13 protein-coding genes are annotated in these 15,257 nt (G+C 44.5%); 4 read left to right on the top strand and 9 right to left on the bottom strand.

Going from position 1 to position 15,257, the window contains the following annotated elements:
- Positions 1–89: 89 nt before the first annotated feature.
- The 4 genes from fdhF (at position 90) to GCU85_RS09065 (ending at position 5,101) form a co-directional block, all read left to right on the top strand.
- Positions 90–2,948: a formate dehydrogenase subunit alpha gene (gene fdhF / locus GCU85_RS09080; RefSeq protein WP_152810865.1), complete on the top strand. Its 2,859-nt coding sequence runs from the start codon at positions 90–92 to the stop codon at positions 2,946–2,948.
- A gap of 304 nt (positions 2,949–3,252) precedes the next feature.
- Positions 3,253–3,804 carry a cytochrome b gene (locus GCU85_RS09075; protein ID WP_152810864.1) on the top strand — a complete coding sequence of 184 codons (552 nt, stop codon included), beginning with the start codon at positions 3,253–3,255 and terminating at the stop codon, positions 3,802–3,804.
- Between the two features lie 126 nt (positions 3,805–3,930).
- Complete coding sequence (locus GCU85_RS09070) at positions 3,931–4,518, top strand: YceI family protein (RefSeq protein WP_152810910.1); 588 nt, start codon at positions 3,931–3,933, stop codon at positions 4,516–4,518.
- A 130-nt stretch (positions 4,519–4,648) separates the two neighbouring features.
- Entirely contained in the window at positions 4,649–5,101 is a 453-nt protein-coding gene (locus GCU85_RS09065) for a hypothetical protein (protein ID WP_152810863.1), read from the top strand.
- Positions 5,102–5,365: 264 nt separating this feature from the next.
- On the opposite strand, the gene GCU85_RS09060 is transcribed toward GCU85_RS09065, so the two are convergent.
- From GCU85_RS09060 to GCU85_RS10055, 9 genes are all read right to left on the bottom strand, one after another.
- Positions 5,366–7,594, bottom strand: coding sequence for a primosomal protein N' (locus GCU85_RS09060; RefSeq protein WP_152810862.1), 2,229 nt, complete (start codon positions 7,592–7,594; stop codon positions 5,366–5,368).
- Positions 7,591–7,914, bottom strand: a complete 324-nt coding sequence (locus GCU85_RS09055; RefSeq protein ID WP_152810861.1) for an FAD assembly factor SdhE — start codon at positions 7,912–7,914, stop codon at positions 7,591–7,593. Before GCU85_RS09055 ends, GCU85_RS09060 begins: the two co-directional genes overlap by 4 nt.
- A 43-nt stretch (positions 7,915–7,957) precedes the next feature.
- Entirely contained in the window at positions 7,958–8,410 is a 453-nt protein-coding gene (locus tag GCU85_RS09050; RefSeq protein ID WP_152810860.1) for a pyridoxamine 5'-phosphate oxidase family protein, read from the bottom strand.
- 2 nt (positions 8,411–8,412) lie between these two features.
- Positions 8,413–8,952 carry a GNAT family acetyltransferase gene (locus tag GCU85_RS09045; RefSeq protein WP_152810859.1) on the bottom strand — a complete coding sequence of 180 codons (540 nt, stop codon included), beginning with the start codon at positions 8,950–8,952 and terminating at the stop codon, positions 8,413–8,415.
- A 16-nt stretch (positions 8,953–8,968) separates the two neighbouring features.
- Entirely contained in the window at positions 8,969–10,093 is a 1,125-nt protein-coding gene (locus GCU85_RS09040; protein WP_152810858.1) for an FAD-dependent monooxygenase, read from the bottom strand.
- A 141-nt stretch (positions 10,094–10,234) separates the two neighbouring features.
- Positions 10,235–10,807 carry a DNA-3-methyladenine glycosylase I gene (locus tag GCU85_RS09035; protein WP_152810857.1) on the bottom strand — a complete coding sequence of 191 codons (573 nt, stop codon included), beginning with the start codon at positions 10,805–10,807 and terminating at the stop codon, positions 10,235–10,237.
- A gap of 93 nt (positions 10,808–10,900) precedes the next feature.
- Positions 10,901–12,481, bottom strand: coding sequence for a glutamine-hydrolyzing GMP synthase (gene guaA / locus GCU85_RS09030; protein WP_268965725.1), 1,581 nt, complete (start codon positions 12,479–12,481; stop codon positions 10,901–10,903).
- Between the two features lie 199 nt (positions 12,482–12,680).
- On the bottom strand, positions 12,681–14,144 hold the full coding sequence (guaB, locus tag GCU85_RS09025; RefSeq protein ID WP_152810856.1) for an IMP dehydrogenase: 1,464 nt from the start codon (positions 14,142–14,144) through the stop codon (positions 12,681–12,683).
- Positions 14,145–14,408: 264 nt separating this feature from the next.
- The coding region (locus GCU85_RS10055; protein WP_218110645.1) for a thrombospondin type 3 repeat-containing protein at positions 14,409–15,257 on the bottom strand (849 nt) is incomplete at its 5' end.

Raw genomic sequence — 15,257 nt, 5'->3', positions numbered from 1 at the left:
GCGTATCACCTTTACAATATAGCCCTTACAATATAGCCGCTTCATGTGTGAAATGACTCAAATAGAATGAATTGATAATAGGTAATCCAATGAAAATACAAGTCAATGACAAGCTGCCCGTTTACAGAGCACAGAAATTACCCACTAGCCTCAAACTCGAACTAGATGCCAGTGGCGGACTATTTCGTGAAACCGTCAATTTTGAGTTAAATGGTCAACGTGTGACGGCTCAGGCGGGGCAAACGATTATCCAAGCCGCCAAAGCCAACGGTGTTGACATTCCACATTTGTGCTACCAAGAAGACATGCGCCCCGATGGGAACTGTCGTGCGTGTATGGTTGAGATAGAAGGGGAGCGCGTATTAGCACCATCTTGTTGTCGTAATGTGACACCCGATATGAAGGTCAAAACCAACTCTGAACGTGCGCTAAAGTCACAAAAAATGGTCTTGGAATTACTCAAAACCGATGTGACCGACGCGGTATTTACGCATGAAAATGAGCTGGATTACTGGGCTGAAAAAATGGGGGTTACCACGCCGCGATTTACGCCTAAGACACCAACAGTAGGGGACAATAGCCACCCTGCGATTAAATTTAATTTAGAGGCGTGTATTCGTTGCACGCGTTGTGTCCGTGCTTGCCGAGAAGAGCAAGGGCACAATGTGCTCGGCCTTGCTAAACGCGGCAATGATGCACATATCACGTTTGATATTAATGATAAAGTAGAAGCCAGTTCGTGCGTTTCTTGTGGCGAATGCGTGCAGGCTTGCCCAACGGGGGCACTATCGGTTGTCGCAGATACCATTGCCACAGACAACGTCGTTGAATCGGCGTGTCCTTATTGTGGTGTGGGGTGTTTGGTCAATTATCATGTCAAAGACAATAAAATTGTCAAAGTCACTGGTCGTGACGGACCATCCAATTATTCGCGTTTGTGCGTAAAAGGGCGTTTTGGATTCGATTATATCGATCATGAACACCGATTGACACAGCCAATGATGCGCAAAAAAGGGTCTGCCAAAGACCCCACTATGGTCGACTTTGACCCAGCCAATCCGCTGGCTCATTTTGAGCCAGTCAGCTGGGAAACGGCGTTAGATGCGGCAGCGAATGGATTAAAGCAAGCTTACGCGGAAAAAGGTGGCGATGGGATTGCGGGGTTTGGTTCGGCCAAATGCTCGAATGAAGAGGCCTACTTGTTTCAGAAACTCCTGCGAGCAGGGCTTAAAACCAATCACGTCGATCATTGCTCACGCCTTTGTCACGCAGCATCTGTTGTTGCTTTGCTCGAAGGCATTGGCTCGGGAGCGGTATCTAATCAAGTCGATGACATTGCACGTACTGATGTCGCCATTATTATTGGCTCAAATACGACAGGCAACCACCCTGTTGCTGCGACTTTTATGCGGCAAGCACAGGCAAATGGAACCAAACTCATCGTCATTGACCCGCGCCAAATCGATCTAATGCGGCATGCAGATTATGCCGTTCAATTTGCCCCAGATACCGATGTGGCATTGATGAATGCGATGATTTATACGATTATCGAAGAAGGACTGACCGATGACGAATTTATCCGCACGCGTACTGAAAATTTCGACGCAATCAAAGCCAATATTGTTGATTACGCACCTGAAAAAATGGCCCCGATTTGCGGTGTAGATGCTGAGACAATTCGCGAAATTGCTCGTGTTTATGCGAGCGCTGAAAATGCGATGATTTTCTGGGGCATGGGGATTACCCAGCACACGCATGGTACGGATAATGCACGTTGTATTATTGCGTTGGCGTTAATCACTGGGCAAGTCGGCCGTCCAGGCGCTGGCTTGCATCCGTTGCGCGGACAAAACAATGTACAAGGCACCTCTGACATGGGCGTTTTGCCGATGTACTATCCTGATTATCAGCGCATTGACAGCGCTGAATCTCGCCAAAAATTCGAGGCTGCTTGGCAGACGGATTTAAACCCTGAGACAGGTTTAATGATGGCAGATATCTTTGACTCAATTGAAAATGATGGTATTACCGCGATGTACATCATGGGTGAAAACCCCGCAATGTCTGATCCCGATTTAACCCATGCACGCAAAATTTTGGCAAAACTGCAACATTTGGTGGTGCAGGATATTTTCTTTACTGAGACGGCGTATTTTGCAGATGTGATTCTGCCTGCGTCAGCATTTGCTGAAAAAACTGGGACCTTTACCAATACCGATCGTCGCGTCCAACTGGGGCGAAAGGCAGTCAATGCGCCACAAGGAACGCGCCAAGATTTATGGATTATCAACGAAATCGCACAGCGTATTGGCTTAGAAAAATCGTATGATGACGCAGAAAGTGTGTTCGCTGAAATGCGAACGGTGATGCCTAGCCATGCGGGAATTACTTGGGATAGTTTAGAAAGTATTGGCTCGGTTACGTACCCTAAACGCGCCGAGGACCAACCATCAGAGCCCGTTATATTCCGAGATAAGTTCCCAACAGCCAATGGGTTAGGTAAATTAGTGCCCGCCGTGTTTGCACGAGCCAAAGAATTGCCTGATGCGGATTATCCTTTTGTCTTAATGACAGGGCGTCAATTAGAGCATTGGCATACTGGCACCATGACACGCCGCTCTGAAGTGTTGGATCATATCGAGCCCTTACCGCCGATACAAATGAATGAGCATGACATCGAACGGCTTGGTTTGACCGCAGGTCAACGCGTTGAAATTGCATCCAGACGTGGGATGATTACGGCGAACCTTCGGCTTGATAATAGCTTGAGAAACGGTGAAATTTTTATGTCTTTTGGTTATTACGAAGCCGCCGCCAATATGTTAACTAACAACGTGATTGACCCTGCCGCCAAAATCCCTGAATTTAAATTTTGTGCAGTTACCGTGCGTGCTGCCAATGAACAAGGGCAAACAGACAACGCAGTGGACAAAGTCGCAGCCAGTTAATCTGTTAATCTAGTCAGCCAGCAATAGCAAAGTCGTCCGAGCATAGCGAATTGACAGCGGTTGCTTTTGCATTAAATATAATTAACCAAATGATATAGCAAGCATTAGTTAAAATGATTGCTATGTGGTCTGGTTTGGTTATAATGATTACAGCACGTTTTTGACGTGCCAGAGAGATTGTAGATAAGACGATACGTAATACGATATTAATGCGATAGTTAATACAATATTTAACGTCCTATTCAGTAATGCAATAATTAACTTCAGACTTAACACTTTACGCTTCACGCGATAGATAAAGCCAATGATACGAGATACCCACGACCAATTTGGTGCGTTGACCAAACTATTACATTGGCTCACTGCCGTTGCAGTGATTGGATTGTTTGGCAGTGGGTTTTACATGGTTGGATTAGATTATTACGACCCGCTTTATCATTTAATACCGAATTATCACAAAAGCTTCGGTATTTTATTTGGCGTTGCGATTAGCTCACAGATTGTCTGGCGGTTGATAAATAAAAGACCTAAGCCAGTACCTACGTTAAAGCGCTGGGAGCACTTGACAGCAACAACGGTTCAAGTGGCGATGTATGTATTGATGGCACTTATTGCGTTTTTAGGGTATTTAATTTCGACTAGTGCTGGTGCACCGATTTCAGTCTTTGGATGGTTTGATGTGCCAGCAACGATTATTGGTATCGAAAATCAGGCCGACCTAGCGGGATTTTGGCATAAATGGGGGGCTTATACATTGATATTCTTGGCCGCAGTTCATGCAATGGCGGCATTAAAACACCATTTTATTGACAAAGATAATACGCTACGTCGTATGCTATTAAGTCGCCGTGATTAAATAGCCGTGATTAAATAGCCATGAACGCAACACGTTAGTGCATGTATGAATTTAAAAAACAATAACGACAGTAAAATCAACAGTAAAAATCAATAGCAAAACAGGGAGAACTATCATATGAAAACAATGAATACACGACTTAAAAAAACCGCATCGCTACTGACACTCGTTGCCGCGATGGGGTTAAGTAATCAAGCAATGGCAGCTGACTATGTGATTGACAGTGAAGGTAAACATGCGTTTATTCAATTCAAAGTCAATCACTTGGGATTTAGCTATCTGCTGGGTGAGTTTGAGCAATTTACAGGAACTTTCCAGTATGACCCAGCCAGCCCCAATGATTTTAATATTAACGTAGATATTGATACGCCATCGGTGGACTCTAGCCACGCCGAGCGAGATAAACACTTACGCAGCGAAGATTTTTTGCACGTTAGCGAATTTCCTAAAGCCACGTTTGTCAGTACGAGTTACAGCGAAAATGCGGATGGTAGCGGTACGTTAGTTGGTGATTTGACGCTACGCGGCGTGACAAAATCTATCACCATTGATACGCAAAAAATCGGCATGGGCGCAGATCCTTGGGGTAAAGAGCGAGTCGGGTTTGAAGGTACAACGGCGTTTGCCATGAAAGATTTTGGCATTCCAAAGGACTTAGGACCTGCATCGCAAGACGTTGCGTTGTATTTGACTATCGAAGGCATTAAGCAATAAAGATAATCCATTTATCTAATTGAAAACCCCTGTTACTATGCAACAGGGGTTTTTTTTTGCAATCAAAGGGGGCAGACCACTTTGATTTGGTTGTAAAGAAAGTGAATAAATAATGAAGATACTCATACTGATGACTGTTTTTGTCGGCCTAAATTTTTTGTTAGTCGGAATTGGTAATCGCCCTGCTATAGACAAGGATCTTATTCCTTCTGAAGCCTCAAAATTACGCATTATAAATGAACTATCGGCAGTGCAGTATGTTTATCAGCTCCCTGCAGGCTATCCTATTGATAAAAAGGTAGTTGAGCTGAAAAACATTTGGTTAAATAGCGGCTATATACAATGTCGTGGTCACGGTTATAATCAATGGGAGACCTTTTCTGCTTATGACAATCACCAGCAAAAAAGTGTCGAAATAAATCGTATCATACATTATTTTTACCACCCTATTGAAAAACGGAAGGTCTTTTTTTTTGCGTCGCAAAATTCCGAAGATGCCTATGATATTTTTTATCGGGATATACAGATAAACACAGCGCAGTACAGTATTTTAAAGCTATTTTTGAAGCTGCAGTGCGACTAGGGGCAAAATAATAAAATGACTATTCATTTATTTAAGAATAATGTTTCATTAAGCCGAGCAATCTTATTAACCAGCCTTATTGTTTCAAGCCTTTGTATCTTATCAGTGACGTTACTTATCCCAATTGCATCCAAATTGCTATTGGGTAGCAATCGGGGTCAAACTCGATTGATTCAAGCCAATCACTCGACACTGGATAACGAGGCGTATTCGCATGATAAGGTTGGTGAGCGTAATAAGCCGTGTGTTGTACTGGCTGGTTGCTTAATTTTCCATGGCATCGACGTCAATGACGGCGCGAAAACGGCGGCTTTTATCGAGATGCGTGATGGCTTTTTCGATTAACGGTAACTCACGCTGAAGCGCCATCCTGCTGGGTGCGCTGATAAATAACTGTGCTTGGAAGCGGTTTTTTAGCCGCTCAATGGGGCTAGGGGCTGGGCCTAGTGTTGTCAGCGCTTGGCTGTTGTCATCAATGAGTGCTTTGACATCCCTTAAAAACTGCATCAAGGGCGCTGCGTCAAGGGCGCTGGCTTTGACAATGGTTATGGCGTGATGGGGTGGTAATTCGTATTTTTCGCGTTCTGCCAGTAGGTTATTGGCGTAGGTGAGGTAGTCTTGCTGTTGCAGTGCGGCGAATACAGGATGCGTGGGCAAAGTGGTCTGAATATAGACATGGCTTTGTTGCGATTCACGACCAGCGCGACCTGCGACTTGCGTAAGCTGCTGTAACAAGCGTTCCTCGGCGCGAAAATCACTGCTAAATAAGGCTTGATCGCTATCGACAACACAAACCGTCGTAACATTGGGGAAATGATGCCCTTTGACAATAAGCTGTGTGCCGACAATGAGGTGCGCGTCGCCGTTGTGGATTTGTTCTAGTGCGGCGTGTAATTGGTTTGTTGTGGTTTGTTTGTCTCGATCCAAGCGCAGGACATGGTGATGCGGAAACTGTGCCTGTAATTGGGTTTCTAGTTTTTCCGTGCCGTGACCGACAAAAATCAAATCGCGTTGTCCGCATTGTGGGCATTGAGTGGGCAATGGGCAAATGTAGCCGCATAGGTGACAATGCAGTTGACGTGCGCGTGTATGCGCTGTTTGGTAGGCATCACACGTTGGGCATTCGCTTTTCCAGTCACAATGGCGGCACATCATAACAGGCGAAAAACCACGGCGATTTAAAAAAACCAAGGCCTGTTCTTGGCGTTGTAGCGTTTGGCGGATTTTTTGCAGTAATATTTCTGCGATTGGTAGATTCGCACTGCTACCAGCATGACTGGCTTGCTTATCGCCACGGCGGTCAATCAGATGGATGGTGGGTTGGGTGGCTTGTGTCGCTCTGGTGACCAGTTGGTGTAGTTGGTAGTGCCCTTTTTTGACTTGGTAGAGGCTCTCTAGGCTCGGGGTCGCGCTGCCAAGCACGATTGGAATATTGTGTTGGTGTGCGCGGTAACGCGCTAAATCTCGTGCATGATAGGGAATGCCTTCTTGTTGTTTGTACGATAAATCGTGTTCTTCATCAACGATAATGAGCCCCAGTCGTTGAAATGGCGTGAAAATCGCCGAACGCGTGCCAATCAATATCGGCAAATCGCCATTCATGGCTGCCAACCAAATATCAGCGCGTACCTTGTCCCCCAAACCCGAATGCAGCGCCGCCACGCGATTGCCAAAGCGTTCGTGAAACCGTGCGAGCATCTGTGGTGTCAGAGAAATTTCAGGGATTAGCAATAAGACTTGTTGACCTGTATTGATGGCTTTTTCAATGAGTTGTAAATAGATTTCAGTTTTGCCCGAGCCAGTGACACCATAAATAAGGTGAGTTTTGTTGTCAGGCGCAGTCGTGATGGCGTCAAGCAGCGCCTGTTGCTCGCCAGTTAGTTGATAGTCTGGGGAACAAACATTTTCCTCGCTGTGATACGGGCTTGTTAGCGTGTATGTGGCATAGCCTTTGTCTACTGCGGTCGTTATGTCGTGTGCGGTAAAGCCCTGTTCACGCACGAGCGCTTCATTGATGGGGATTTTATCTTGGTCGTGCAAAAAACGCAGCAGGGCGCGTTGTTTGGTTGCGCGTGTAGGAAGTATCTCGGTTTTATGGGCGCTAATACCAGATTCGGTAAGCTGATAATAACGCAGTTTGGGTAAGGTTAATGGGCTATCGCTGCGGATATGTTTGGGCAATGCGTTAATCAGTAGTTTAGCCAGTGGTGCAGCGTAGTAACGCGCAGTAAATTGAATAAAGTCTAACCAAGCCCGATCGACAATGGCAAACGAATCGAGTAGGGCGAGTATGGGTTTTAACGAGGCATCAGGATAGGGGCTGGTTTCTTTAATGGCCACAATAATGCCCGTAATCTGGCGCGGGGTGTTGTTTGCTTTACCCGTGCCTAAGGCGACCAAAACACGTTGGCCAACGACTGCTGTTTGACTTTCAGGCAGGCGATAGTCAAACGATTGATTGACTGGAATAGGGAGTAAGACTTCGGCAATCAATCGCGGCTGTCCTTAGGAAGTTGTTTTTTTATTAAATCCTGATGAAATGCTTGCATCAGTTGGATGATTTTTTTGACTTCAGCGGGTTGTGTTTCATCGGGTTGTGTTTCAGTGGGGGAAATGGTTGCGGTATTTGGTTGGCTGCGCCCAAACAAATAATCAAGAATAATCGGATCTTGGCAATTGATTAGCGTTTCAAATGCGGTCTGTTCGGCATCAGTGGCTGTTTCGTAGTGATTGTAGAGGTAGTACTCAAATAAAATATCTAATTCTTTCATACCACGGCGGCATTGCCAGTGGAGCTTTTTAATCGGTTGCATGGGTTATCATCGGGCTGGGTTAGGCGTTGGGTTAGTTGTTGGATTAGTTGTCGTGCTTAAAATAGGCTGCTTTCGCCTGTTCAATCATCGCTATCTCGCTGGTGTCAGGGTAGTACGTATAGCTAGGCGCGAGAATGGGATAAATCGCTGTCGGCGTGATATCAATCATCGATAAAATAGTGAATTTATCCTGCACCATAGGCGAAAATACACTGTGTAAGGGGGTAAACGCGTTATCATTGGGCATGATAATCTGTGCTGTTCCTGTGACTTTGTAGCCTTTTTGCGAAAGTATGTCGATAAAGCTGACACAAACGGCGTTGTTTTGCTGGATGTTGTTGACACTTTGTGGGGAAGCAATATTGGCAATAATCAATCGATCATCGTGATAGGTGAAGATTTCTTTGGGTGAGACATTCGGCTGATTGTCATGGCTAGTCGCTAACCAACACAATACACTGCGGTTAATCATATTTTTTACTTGGTCTGTGAGCATGTTTAGTTTTTCTGCTGTGCGTTATTAATCGGTTTATTAATCGTTTTATCAATCGGTTTGTCGAGCGCCTCGTCTTTAATCAATCGCTTTCCTAGACTGATGACGGTATCTTGGGTGTAGCCTACGGTTTTGTAAAAAATTGCTGCTGTTGAATTATCTGCTCTGATTTGTAAGTTTAATTTTGGACACCCTTTTTCAATGAGTTTCATTTCTCCAAAAGCCATGAGCTGGCTGCCGTAACCGAGTTTTTGGAATTTGGGGGTCACAGCAAAGTAATTTAACCATCCTCTATGTTCATCACAGCCAAACATTGCCGTGGCAATGACCTCTCCATATAGTTCTCCAACAAGGAACCAGTCTGGTTGAAAGGATAATTTACGTACAATATCCAAATGAGGGTTGTTCCAGGGTTTAATTAATCCGCATTGGCCCCAAATTAAAATAACGACATCAGTATCGGATGCCGTAAATGGTCTGATGACTAAGTTTGACTCTTTGTTTGTCACTGTTTTTATTATATCTGCGGTTGATTCGTTAGGCATTACTTAGTCCGAATTACTACAGTTTAAAGATAGCATACATTTTTGTTTTGTTGATAGGTTTTGGTATATTTTTCATAATGAAATTACGAGCCAAAATGCCAAATTGATTCTCTATTTGTGCTATTTTACCAACGGACCAGCTGGTGTTGACAATCATGTGTGCTTTTTTTCGTCTTATCTTTTCATATTCGATAAAGGTATCTTTTAGTGCCATCCCACTGTCAAGTAATTGTCCTATAATATACGCATCTTCGATTGCTTGACAGGCACCTTGTCCTAGGTTTGGTGTTGTGGCATGCGCGGCATCACCAACCAAACAAATGTTGTCGCTTTGCCATTTATCCATTGGTTTTAAATCTATAATATCAGTAACCATGATTTGATTGATTGCTGTTTTGGAAATAATGTGCAGAATATCGTTGTGAAATTCGCTAAAAATATCGGTTAAATCTTCGCTATTTTCTCTAGCTTTTTTTAAATTAGTTAATGCATACCAATAGACTTTTTTGTCGCTAATTTTCACAAAACCAAATCGTTTGCCTTTTCCCCAAGCTTCGTTTAGTTCATTGTGATATTTCTCTGGTAATTCAATATCACAAACGCCTCGCCAGCATGTTTGTTTTGCGTTTCGTAAGGTGCTTGCTGCAAACAGTTGATTTCTGACGGTTGAATTTAACCCATCCGCGCCGATAACCACGCTACTTTCTAAAGTCGTTTTATCTTCAAAAGTTAACGTAAACATCCTGTTTTTGTCAATTTTAGAGAGACGTTTTGATAACTTGATGTTCTCATAACCGACTTCGTTAGCTAATATCTTTTGCAATTTTCCTCTATGAATTGCAACGTTGTAAACGCCATATTGTTTTTCGAACTCAGTCAAGTCAATATCAGAAATGCGATTAAGTTGTGCATCTGTGATTTTTACAGTGGAAATTTTATTCCCTGTTTTTTCAATTTTATCTTGAATGCCCATTTTTTGAAAAACCTGCATCGCATTATTTGCCAAAATTATCCCAGCGCCAACAGGTTTAATTTCAGATGATCCTTCGTAAATATTTACATTTAATCCGTTTTTTTTGAGGGTTAATGCAGTTGTCAACCCGCTAATTCCTGCCCCGATGATCGTTGCTGTTGTTGTCATTTGTAGTCACTTTCGCGGTAGTTTTTTCAAATAATAATTAATCTCGACTTTCTTACGTTCATTGCAACATTCGACTTATCTACGAACAGATTGGTTTATCAAGATATTTTGTTTTTTGGTAGATTAGGTAGAGCTTAATTTTTATTTGTCTAAACCTTTAATTTCATTATGCCTAAAGCAATTTGTTGTATGATCATTTACCATCCCGACTGCCTGCATAAAAGCATAGCAAATAGTGCTTCCAACAAACTTAAATCCTTTTTGCTTTAGTGTTTTGCACATCAAATCTGATACTTCAGTTTTAGTTGGAACATCTTCAACGTGCTTCCATTCATTTTGAATTGGCTTGCCATCCACAAAACCCCAGATAAAGGCTGAGAAACTCCCGTATTCTTTTTGGATGTCGAGAAATGCGTTCGCGTTAGTGATAACGGAGTTGATTTTTAGCTTATTTCTTATAATTCCAGTGTCATTGAGTAACTCATCTATTTTTTGTTGGTCGTATTTTATGATGTCATCTGCAACAAAATTGTTAAAGACTTTTCTATAATGTTCCCTTTTCATTAAAACAGTTGACCAGCTGAGTCCAGCTTGGGCGCCCTCAAGTATGAGAAATTCAAATAGTAATCTATCATCATAAATTGGAACCCCCCATTCTGTATCATGGTATGCTTCTTCAAGTTTATTTTTAGTTGCCCAAATACACCTTTTCATGATGATTACCTTTTATTGTTTAGATTTGAGTAAACGCATGCATATTGATAATAATATACGATGAAATAATGGTTGTCTAACTTCTCTGATTGCTTACTCCCATTCAATCGTGGCAGGGGGTTTGCCCGACACATCATAAACAACCCGCGAGACGCCGCGTACTTCGTTGATGATTCGATTGGATATGGTGCTGAGCAGTTCGTAGGGAAGGTGCGCCCAATGTGCAGTCATAAAATCGATGGTTTGCACGGCGCGTAGTGCGATAACATGCTCATAACGTCGTCCATCACCCGTTACGCCAACGGATTTTACGGGTAAAAACACGGCAAATGCTTGGCTGGTTTTGTCGTACCAGCCACTACGGTTTAGTTCTTCGAGAAAAATAGCGTCGGCTTGGCGTAGTGTGTCGGCGTATTCTTTTTTTATGGCGCCCAAAATGCGCACCCCTAAGCCAGGCCCTGGGAAGGGGTGGCGATAGAGCAGGTGATGCGGGATGCCAAGTGTTGTGCCCAATCGTCGTACTTCGTCTTTGAATAATTCACGAATGGGTTCAACGAGGGATAATTTCATGTGTTCAGGCAGGCCGCCAACATTGTGGTGGGATTTGATGACATGGGCTTTGCCCGTTTTACTGCCTGCGGATTCAATGACATCGGGATAAATCGTGCCTTGAGCGAGGTACTTAACGCCGCTGATTTTGTTGGCTTCTTCTTCAAAAATCTCAACGAATAAACGACCAATGATTTTGCGCTTCGCTTCGGGGTCGGATTCTTCGCCTAGGGCGTCTAAAAATCGAGTCTCGGCATCAATACGAATAACATTCATACCGAAATGCTCGGCAAATAGCGCCATGACTTGATCGCCTTCGTGCAGTCTGAGTAGCCCTGTGTCAACGAACACCGCTGTGAGTTGGTCGCCAATGGCTTTGTGCAATAGCGTCCCGACAACGGACGAATCCACGCCGCCAGACAGGCCTAAAACGACTTTGTCGGCACCAATTTGTTGGCGTAAATCGTGGATAATTTCTTCGGCAATGTTATCCGTGGTCCAATGGGTTTCGCAGCCACAAATGCCAACAGCAAAATTGCGTAAAATTTGTTCACCTTGCTCGGTGTGTGTGACTTCGGGGTGAAATTGTATCCCCCAAATGGGTAGTGACTGGTGAGCAATGACCGCAATCGGGCAGGTGGGTGTTTCGGCAAGGATGGAAAAATCCGCGGGTAACTGGGTGACTTTATCGCCGTGACTCATCCACACATCCAAATATGCGGAGTGCCCAACGCCCTCAAACAAGGGATTGGCTTGGTTTAGCAAACTTAGGCGTGCATGCCCAAATTCTTGGTGGTCGCTGGTGGCAACTTTGCCCTCATAGTGCATGGCAAGCGTCTGCATGCCATAACAAATCCCAAGAATGGGTACATTGAGGGTGTAAATAACCTCAGGTGATTTAGGGGCATCTTGGTGTGTTGTGCTTTCAGGGCCGCCTGATAAAATGATGCCGTTGGGCTTAAAGTCCTTGATGGCGCTTTCATCGACATCATAAGGCATAATCTCACTATAGATACCAATCTCACGGATTCGTCTGGCGATTAATTGGGTATATTGCGAACCAAAATCTAAAATGAGTATTTTGTGATGGTGTATGTCTGTTGGGAGCATGTCTGTTGGGTGCATCGCTTTAGCGGCCTCTCGTTTAAAGGTTTTTTCTCGTTTAAAAGTTTTTTAATTGACGTTTACATTGGTTAAGCAATCGAGGGTTCAATTGGTCGTTGCCATTTGAGTTCGCCTTGCAATGTGATTTGAACTCGCTTTGCAATTCGTTTTTGCAATTCGTTTTTGCAATTCGTTTTTGCAATTCGACCTGCAACGCGGCTTATCCCACACGATAATTGGGTGCCTCTTTGGTGATTTGTACATCGTGAACATGCGACTCAGTCACCCCTGCATTGGTGATGCGGACGAATTGTGCCTGTTGCTGCATATCGGCTATGGTCGCGCAGCCACAGTAGCCCATGCTAGCGCAAAGCCCGCCAACTAATTGCTCAATGACAGGAGACAGGTGACCCTTGTAAGGAACACGGCCTTCAATGCCCTCAGGAACCAATTTGTCGGCGGGTTTGTCCGATTGGAAGTAGCGGTCACTAGAACCGTTTCTGCCTGACATCGCACCGATAGAGCCCATGCCACGATAAGCTTTGTAAGAGCGCCCTTGGTATAACTCGACTTCGCCTGGGGATTCTTCGGTGCCTGCGAGCAAGCCACCAACCATCACGACATCCGCACCTGCGGCGATGGCTTTGGCAATATCGCCTGAAAAACGAATGCCGCCATCGGCAATGATTTTAACGGGCGTGTTTTTCAGCGCGCTGGCAATGTTACTGATGGCGGTGATTTGTGGTACGCCCACGCCCGCAACAACGCGAGTGGTGCAAATAGAGCCAGGACCAATCCCGACTTTGACGGCATCAGCGCCTGCTTTGGCGAGTGCTAGGGCGGCATCGGCTGTGGCGATATTGCCAGCAATGACCGCGATATGCGGGTAACGCTGTTTAACCGTTTTGACCATATCAATAACGCCTTTTGAATGTCCATGCGCCGTATCAACGGTAATGATATCGACATTGGCGGCAGCGAGCTGTTCTAGGCGTAATAGCCCATCCTCACCTGGACCGATGGCCGCACCAACCCGTAGGCTTTCATTATCATCTTTGCAAGCAAGTGGATAGTCGCGCGCACTGCGGATATCCTTGACCGTAATAAGGCCTTGTAATTTACCGTCATTATCGATAACGAGGATTTTTTCTAGTTTGTGTTTGTGCAGTAGTGCTTGTACCGTGGCTTTGTCGGCTGATTGATTGACGGTGACGAGTTTGTCTTTGGGTGTCATGACATCGTTGACGGTTAGATTGAGGTTTTTTTCAAATCGCACATCGCGGCGTGTGACGATACCGACGAGTTCGCCGTTATCCATCACGGGAAACCCTGAATATCCCATGTCTTTTGATTTATAGTTGAGCTCGGCGATTGATGTGTCTGGAGTGACTGTCATTGGATTTTTAACAATACCTGATTCAAATTTTTTGACTTTGGCAACTTCTGCAGCTTGCGCTTTGGGGGACATGTTTTTATGGATAATTCCTAGGCCACCTAGCTGAGCCAACGTGATGGCAAGGCGTGCTTCAGTGACCGTATCCATAGCGGCTGATAGTACAGGGATGTTGAGCGCAATACGCTCAGTGAGCTGAGTTTTTAAATTAACGTCTTTGGGTAAAACTTCAGAATATTTGGGGACTAATAAAATATCGTCAAATGTTAATGCGTCTTCGATGATTTTCATGGTTGGAGCTCCCACAGCATGTTGATGGTTAAATAACAAACTAAAAGCAGCGGGGTATTGAATTACGTAGCCTTGCTTTGTGAAATTATAACAAAATCGGACGGTAATAGTAAATGATTTATCGAATAGATAAGGGTAGGTTGTTATCTAGCAATTGATGGTTTTGATTTGTGCTTCGCCAGTGCCTAAGGAATGACTTAAAAAAAGCGGGTTACCGCGACATTAAACTGTCGTCGATAACCCGTAAAGTCCCACTCAATTATACTATTTTATTTTTATTTTTTTAAGTTGAGGATGTCTACTGACTTGCCACATGAAGGCTAAGCCAAGGACTAGCAATGCCCAAATGTTAGTGCTGGGTATGTTAAAAGGTGCATTACCAACATTATTTGCCTCTATGCTAGGGCCTGCGGGGTCAATGATAACTGAATCAACAATTGTGTGGTCACCAAATGCACCGTCAGTGAGTGTGTAGTCATATCGGGCGACATTGTTTCCATCAATCATCTCAACAGTCGCTGTATGCGGATAGTCTAGGTATTGATGATCCATTAGGCCAGGTGCCGTAGGAGCAAATTTTCTAAAGACATAGTCCGATGGATCCTGTAATCCATGCCAGTATACTCGCATGCCAGCACTTTCGCCTGGGGTTAGACAGTTTAAGGTAATCGCAACCGACCCATAGGGATAGGTTTTATTTCCGTCCGTTTGTCCAATGTCGGTATCAGTGACCACTTTCACGGTATTTAGCTGTGAACATTCGCCAGTGATTTCAACAGTGACATACGAGCTGCCTGTGGCATCGTGCATTGACGCGACATTGCTTTGTAAATAGTCAGGCGTACCATCGTTATTACCATCACCAATATTGGTTGCTGCATTTTCAATGTAGTCTGGGATGCCATCACCATCGCTGTCTTCAACAAGGTAAGGATCGCTACCATTGGTGACTTCATCGCCGTTGGGCGTGCCATCACCATCGCAGTCTGCGGCTGCCCATGTGGTATTGCTTGCATCATAACCGGTATAGCCTGGGGCTTGCATTGGGTCGCATGCGTTGGCTGGGTCGCTGCCGTTAGCCACTTCGGCGTCATCAGAGATACCATCACCATC

The sequence above is a fragment of the Ostreibacterium oceani genome, assembly GCF_009362845.1.
Taxonomy (GTDB): domain Bacteria; phylum Pseudomonadota; class Gammaproteobacteria; order Cardiobacteriales; family Ostreibacteriaceae; genus Ostreibacterium; species Ostreibacterium oceani.
This window is presented reverse-complemented; position numbering and strand designations above follow the sequence as displayed.

Bases quoted from the DNA above. Each gene is read 5' to 3' on its own strand.
- GCU85_RS09040 (WP_152810858.1), bottom strand. From the start codon at position 10,093: ATGACAACAACAGCAACGATCATCGGGGCAGGAATTAGCGGGTTGACA.
- GCU85_RS09070 (WP_152810910.1), top strand. From the start codon at position 3,931: ATGAATACACGACTTAAAAAAACCGCATCGCTACTGACACTCGTTGCC.
- fdhF (WP_152810865.1), top strand. From the start codon at position 90: ATGAAAATACAAGTCAATGACAAGCTGCCCGTTTACAGAGCACAGAAA.
- guaA (WP_268965725.1), bottom strand. From the start codon at position 12,481: ATGCACCCAACAGACATGCTCCCAACAGACATACACCATCACAAAATA.
- guaB (WP_152810856.1), bottom strand. From the start codon at position 14,144: ATGAAAATCATCGAAGACGCATTAACATTTGACGATATTTTATTAGTC.
- GCU85_RS09050 (WP_152810860.1), bottom strand. From the start codon at position 8,410: ATGCTCACAGACCAAGTAAAAAATATGATTAACCGCAGTGTATTGTGT.
- GCU85_RS09035 (WP_152810857.1), bottom strand. From the start codon at position 10,807: ATGAAAAGGTGTATTTGGGCAACTAAAAATAAACTTGAAGAAGCATAC.
- GCU85_RS09055 (WP_152810861.1), bottom strand. From the start codon at position 7,914: ATGCAACCGATTAAAAAGCTCCACTGGCAATGCCGCCGTGGTATGAAA.
- GCU85_RS09045 (WP_152810859.1), bottom strand. From the start codon at position 8,952: ATGCCTAACGAATCAACCGCAGATATAATAAAAACAGTGACAAACAAA.
- GCU85_RS09065 (WP_152810863.1), top strand. From the start codon at position 4,649: ATGACTGTTTTTGTCGGCCTAAATTTTTTGTTAGTCGGAATTGGTAAT.
- GCU85_RS09075 (WP_152810864.1), top strand. From the start codon at position 3,253: ATGATACGAGATACCCACGACCAATTTGGTGCGTTGACCAAACTATTA.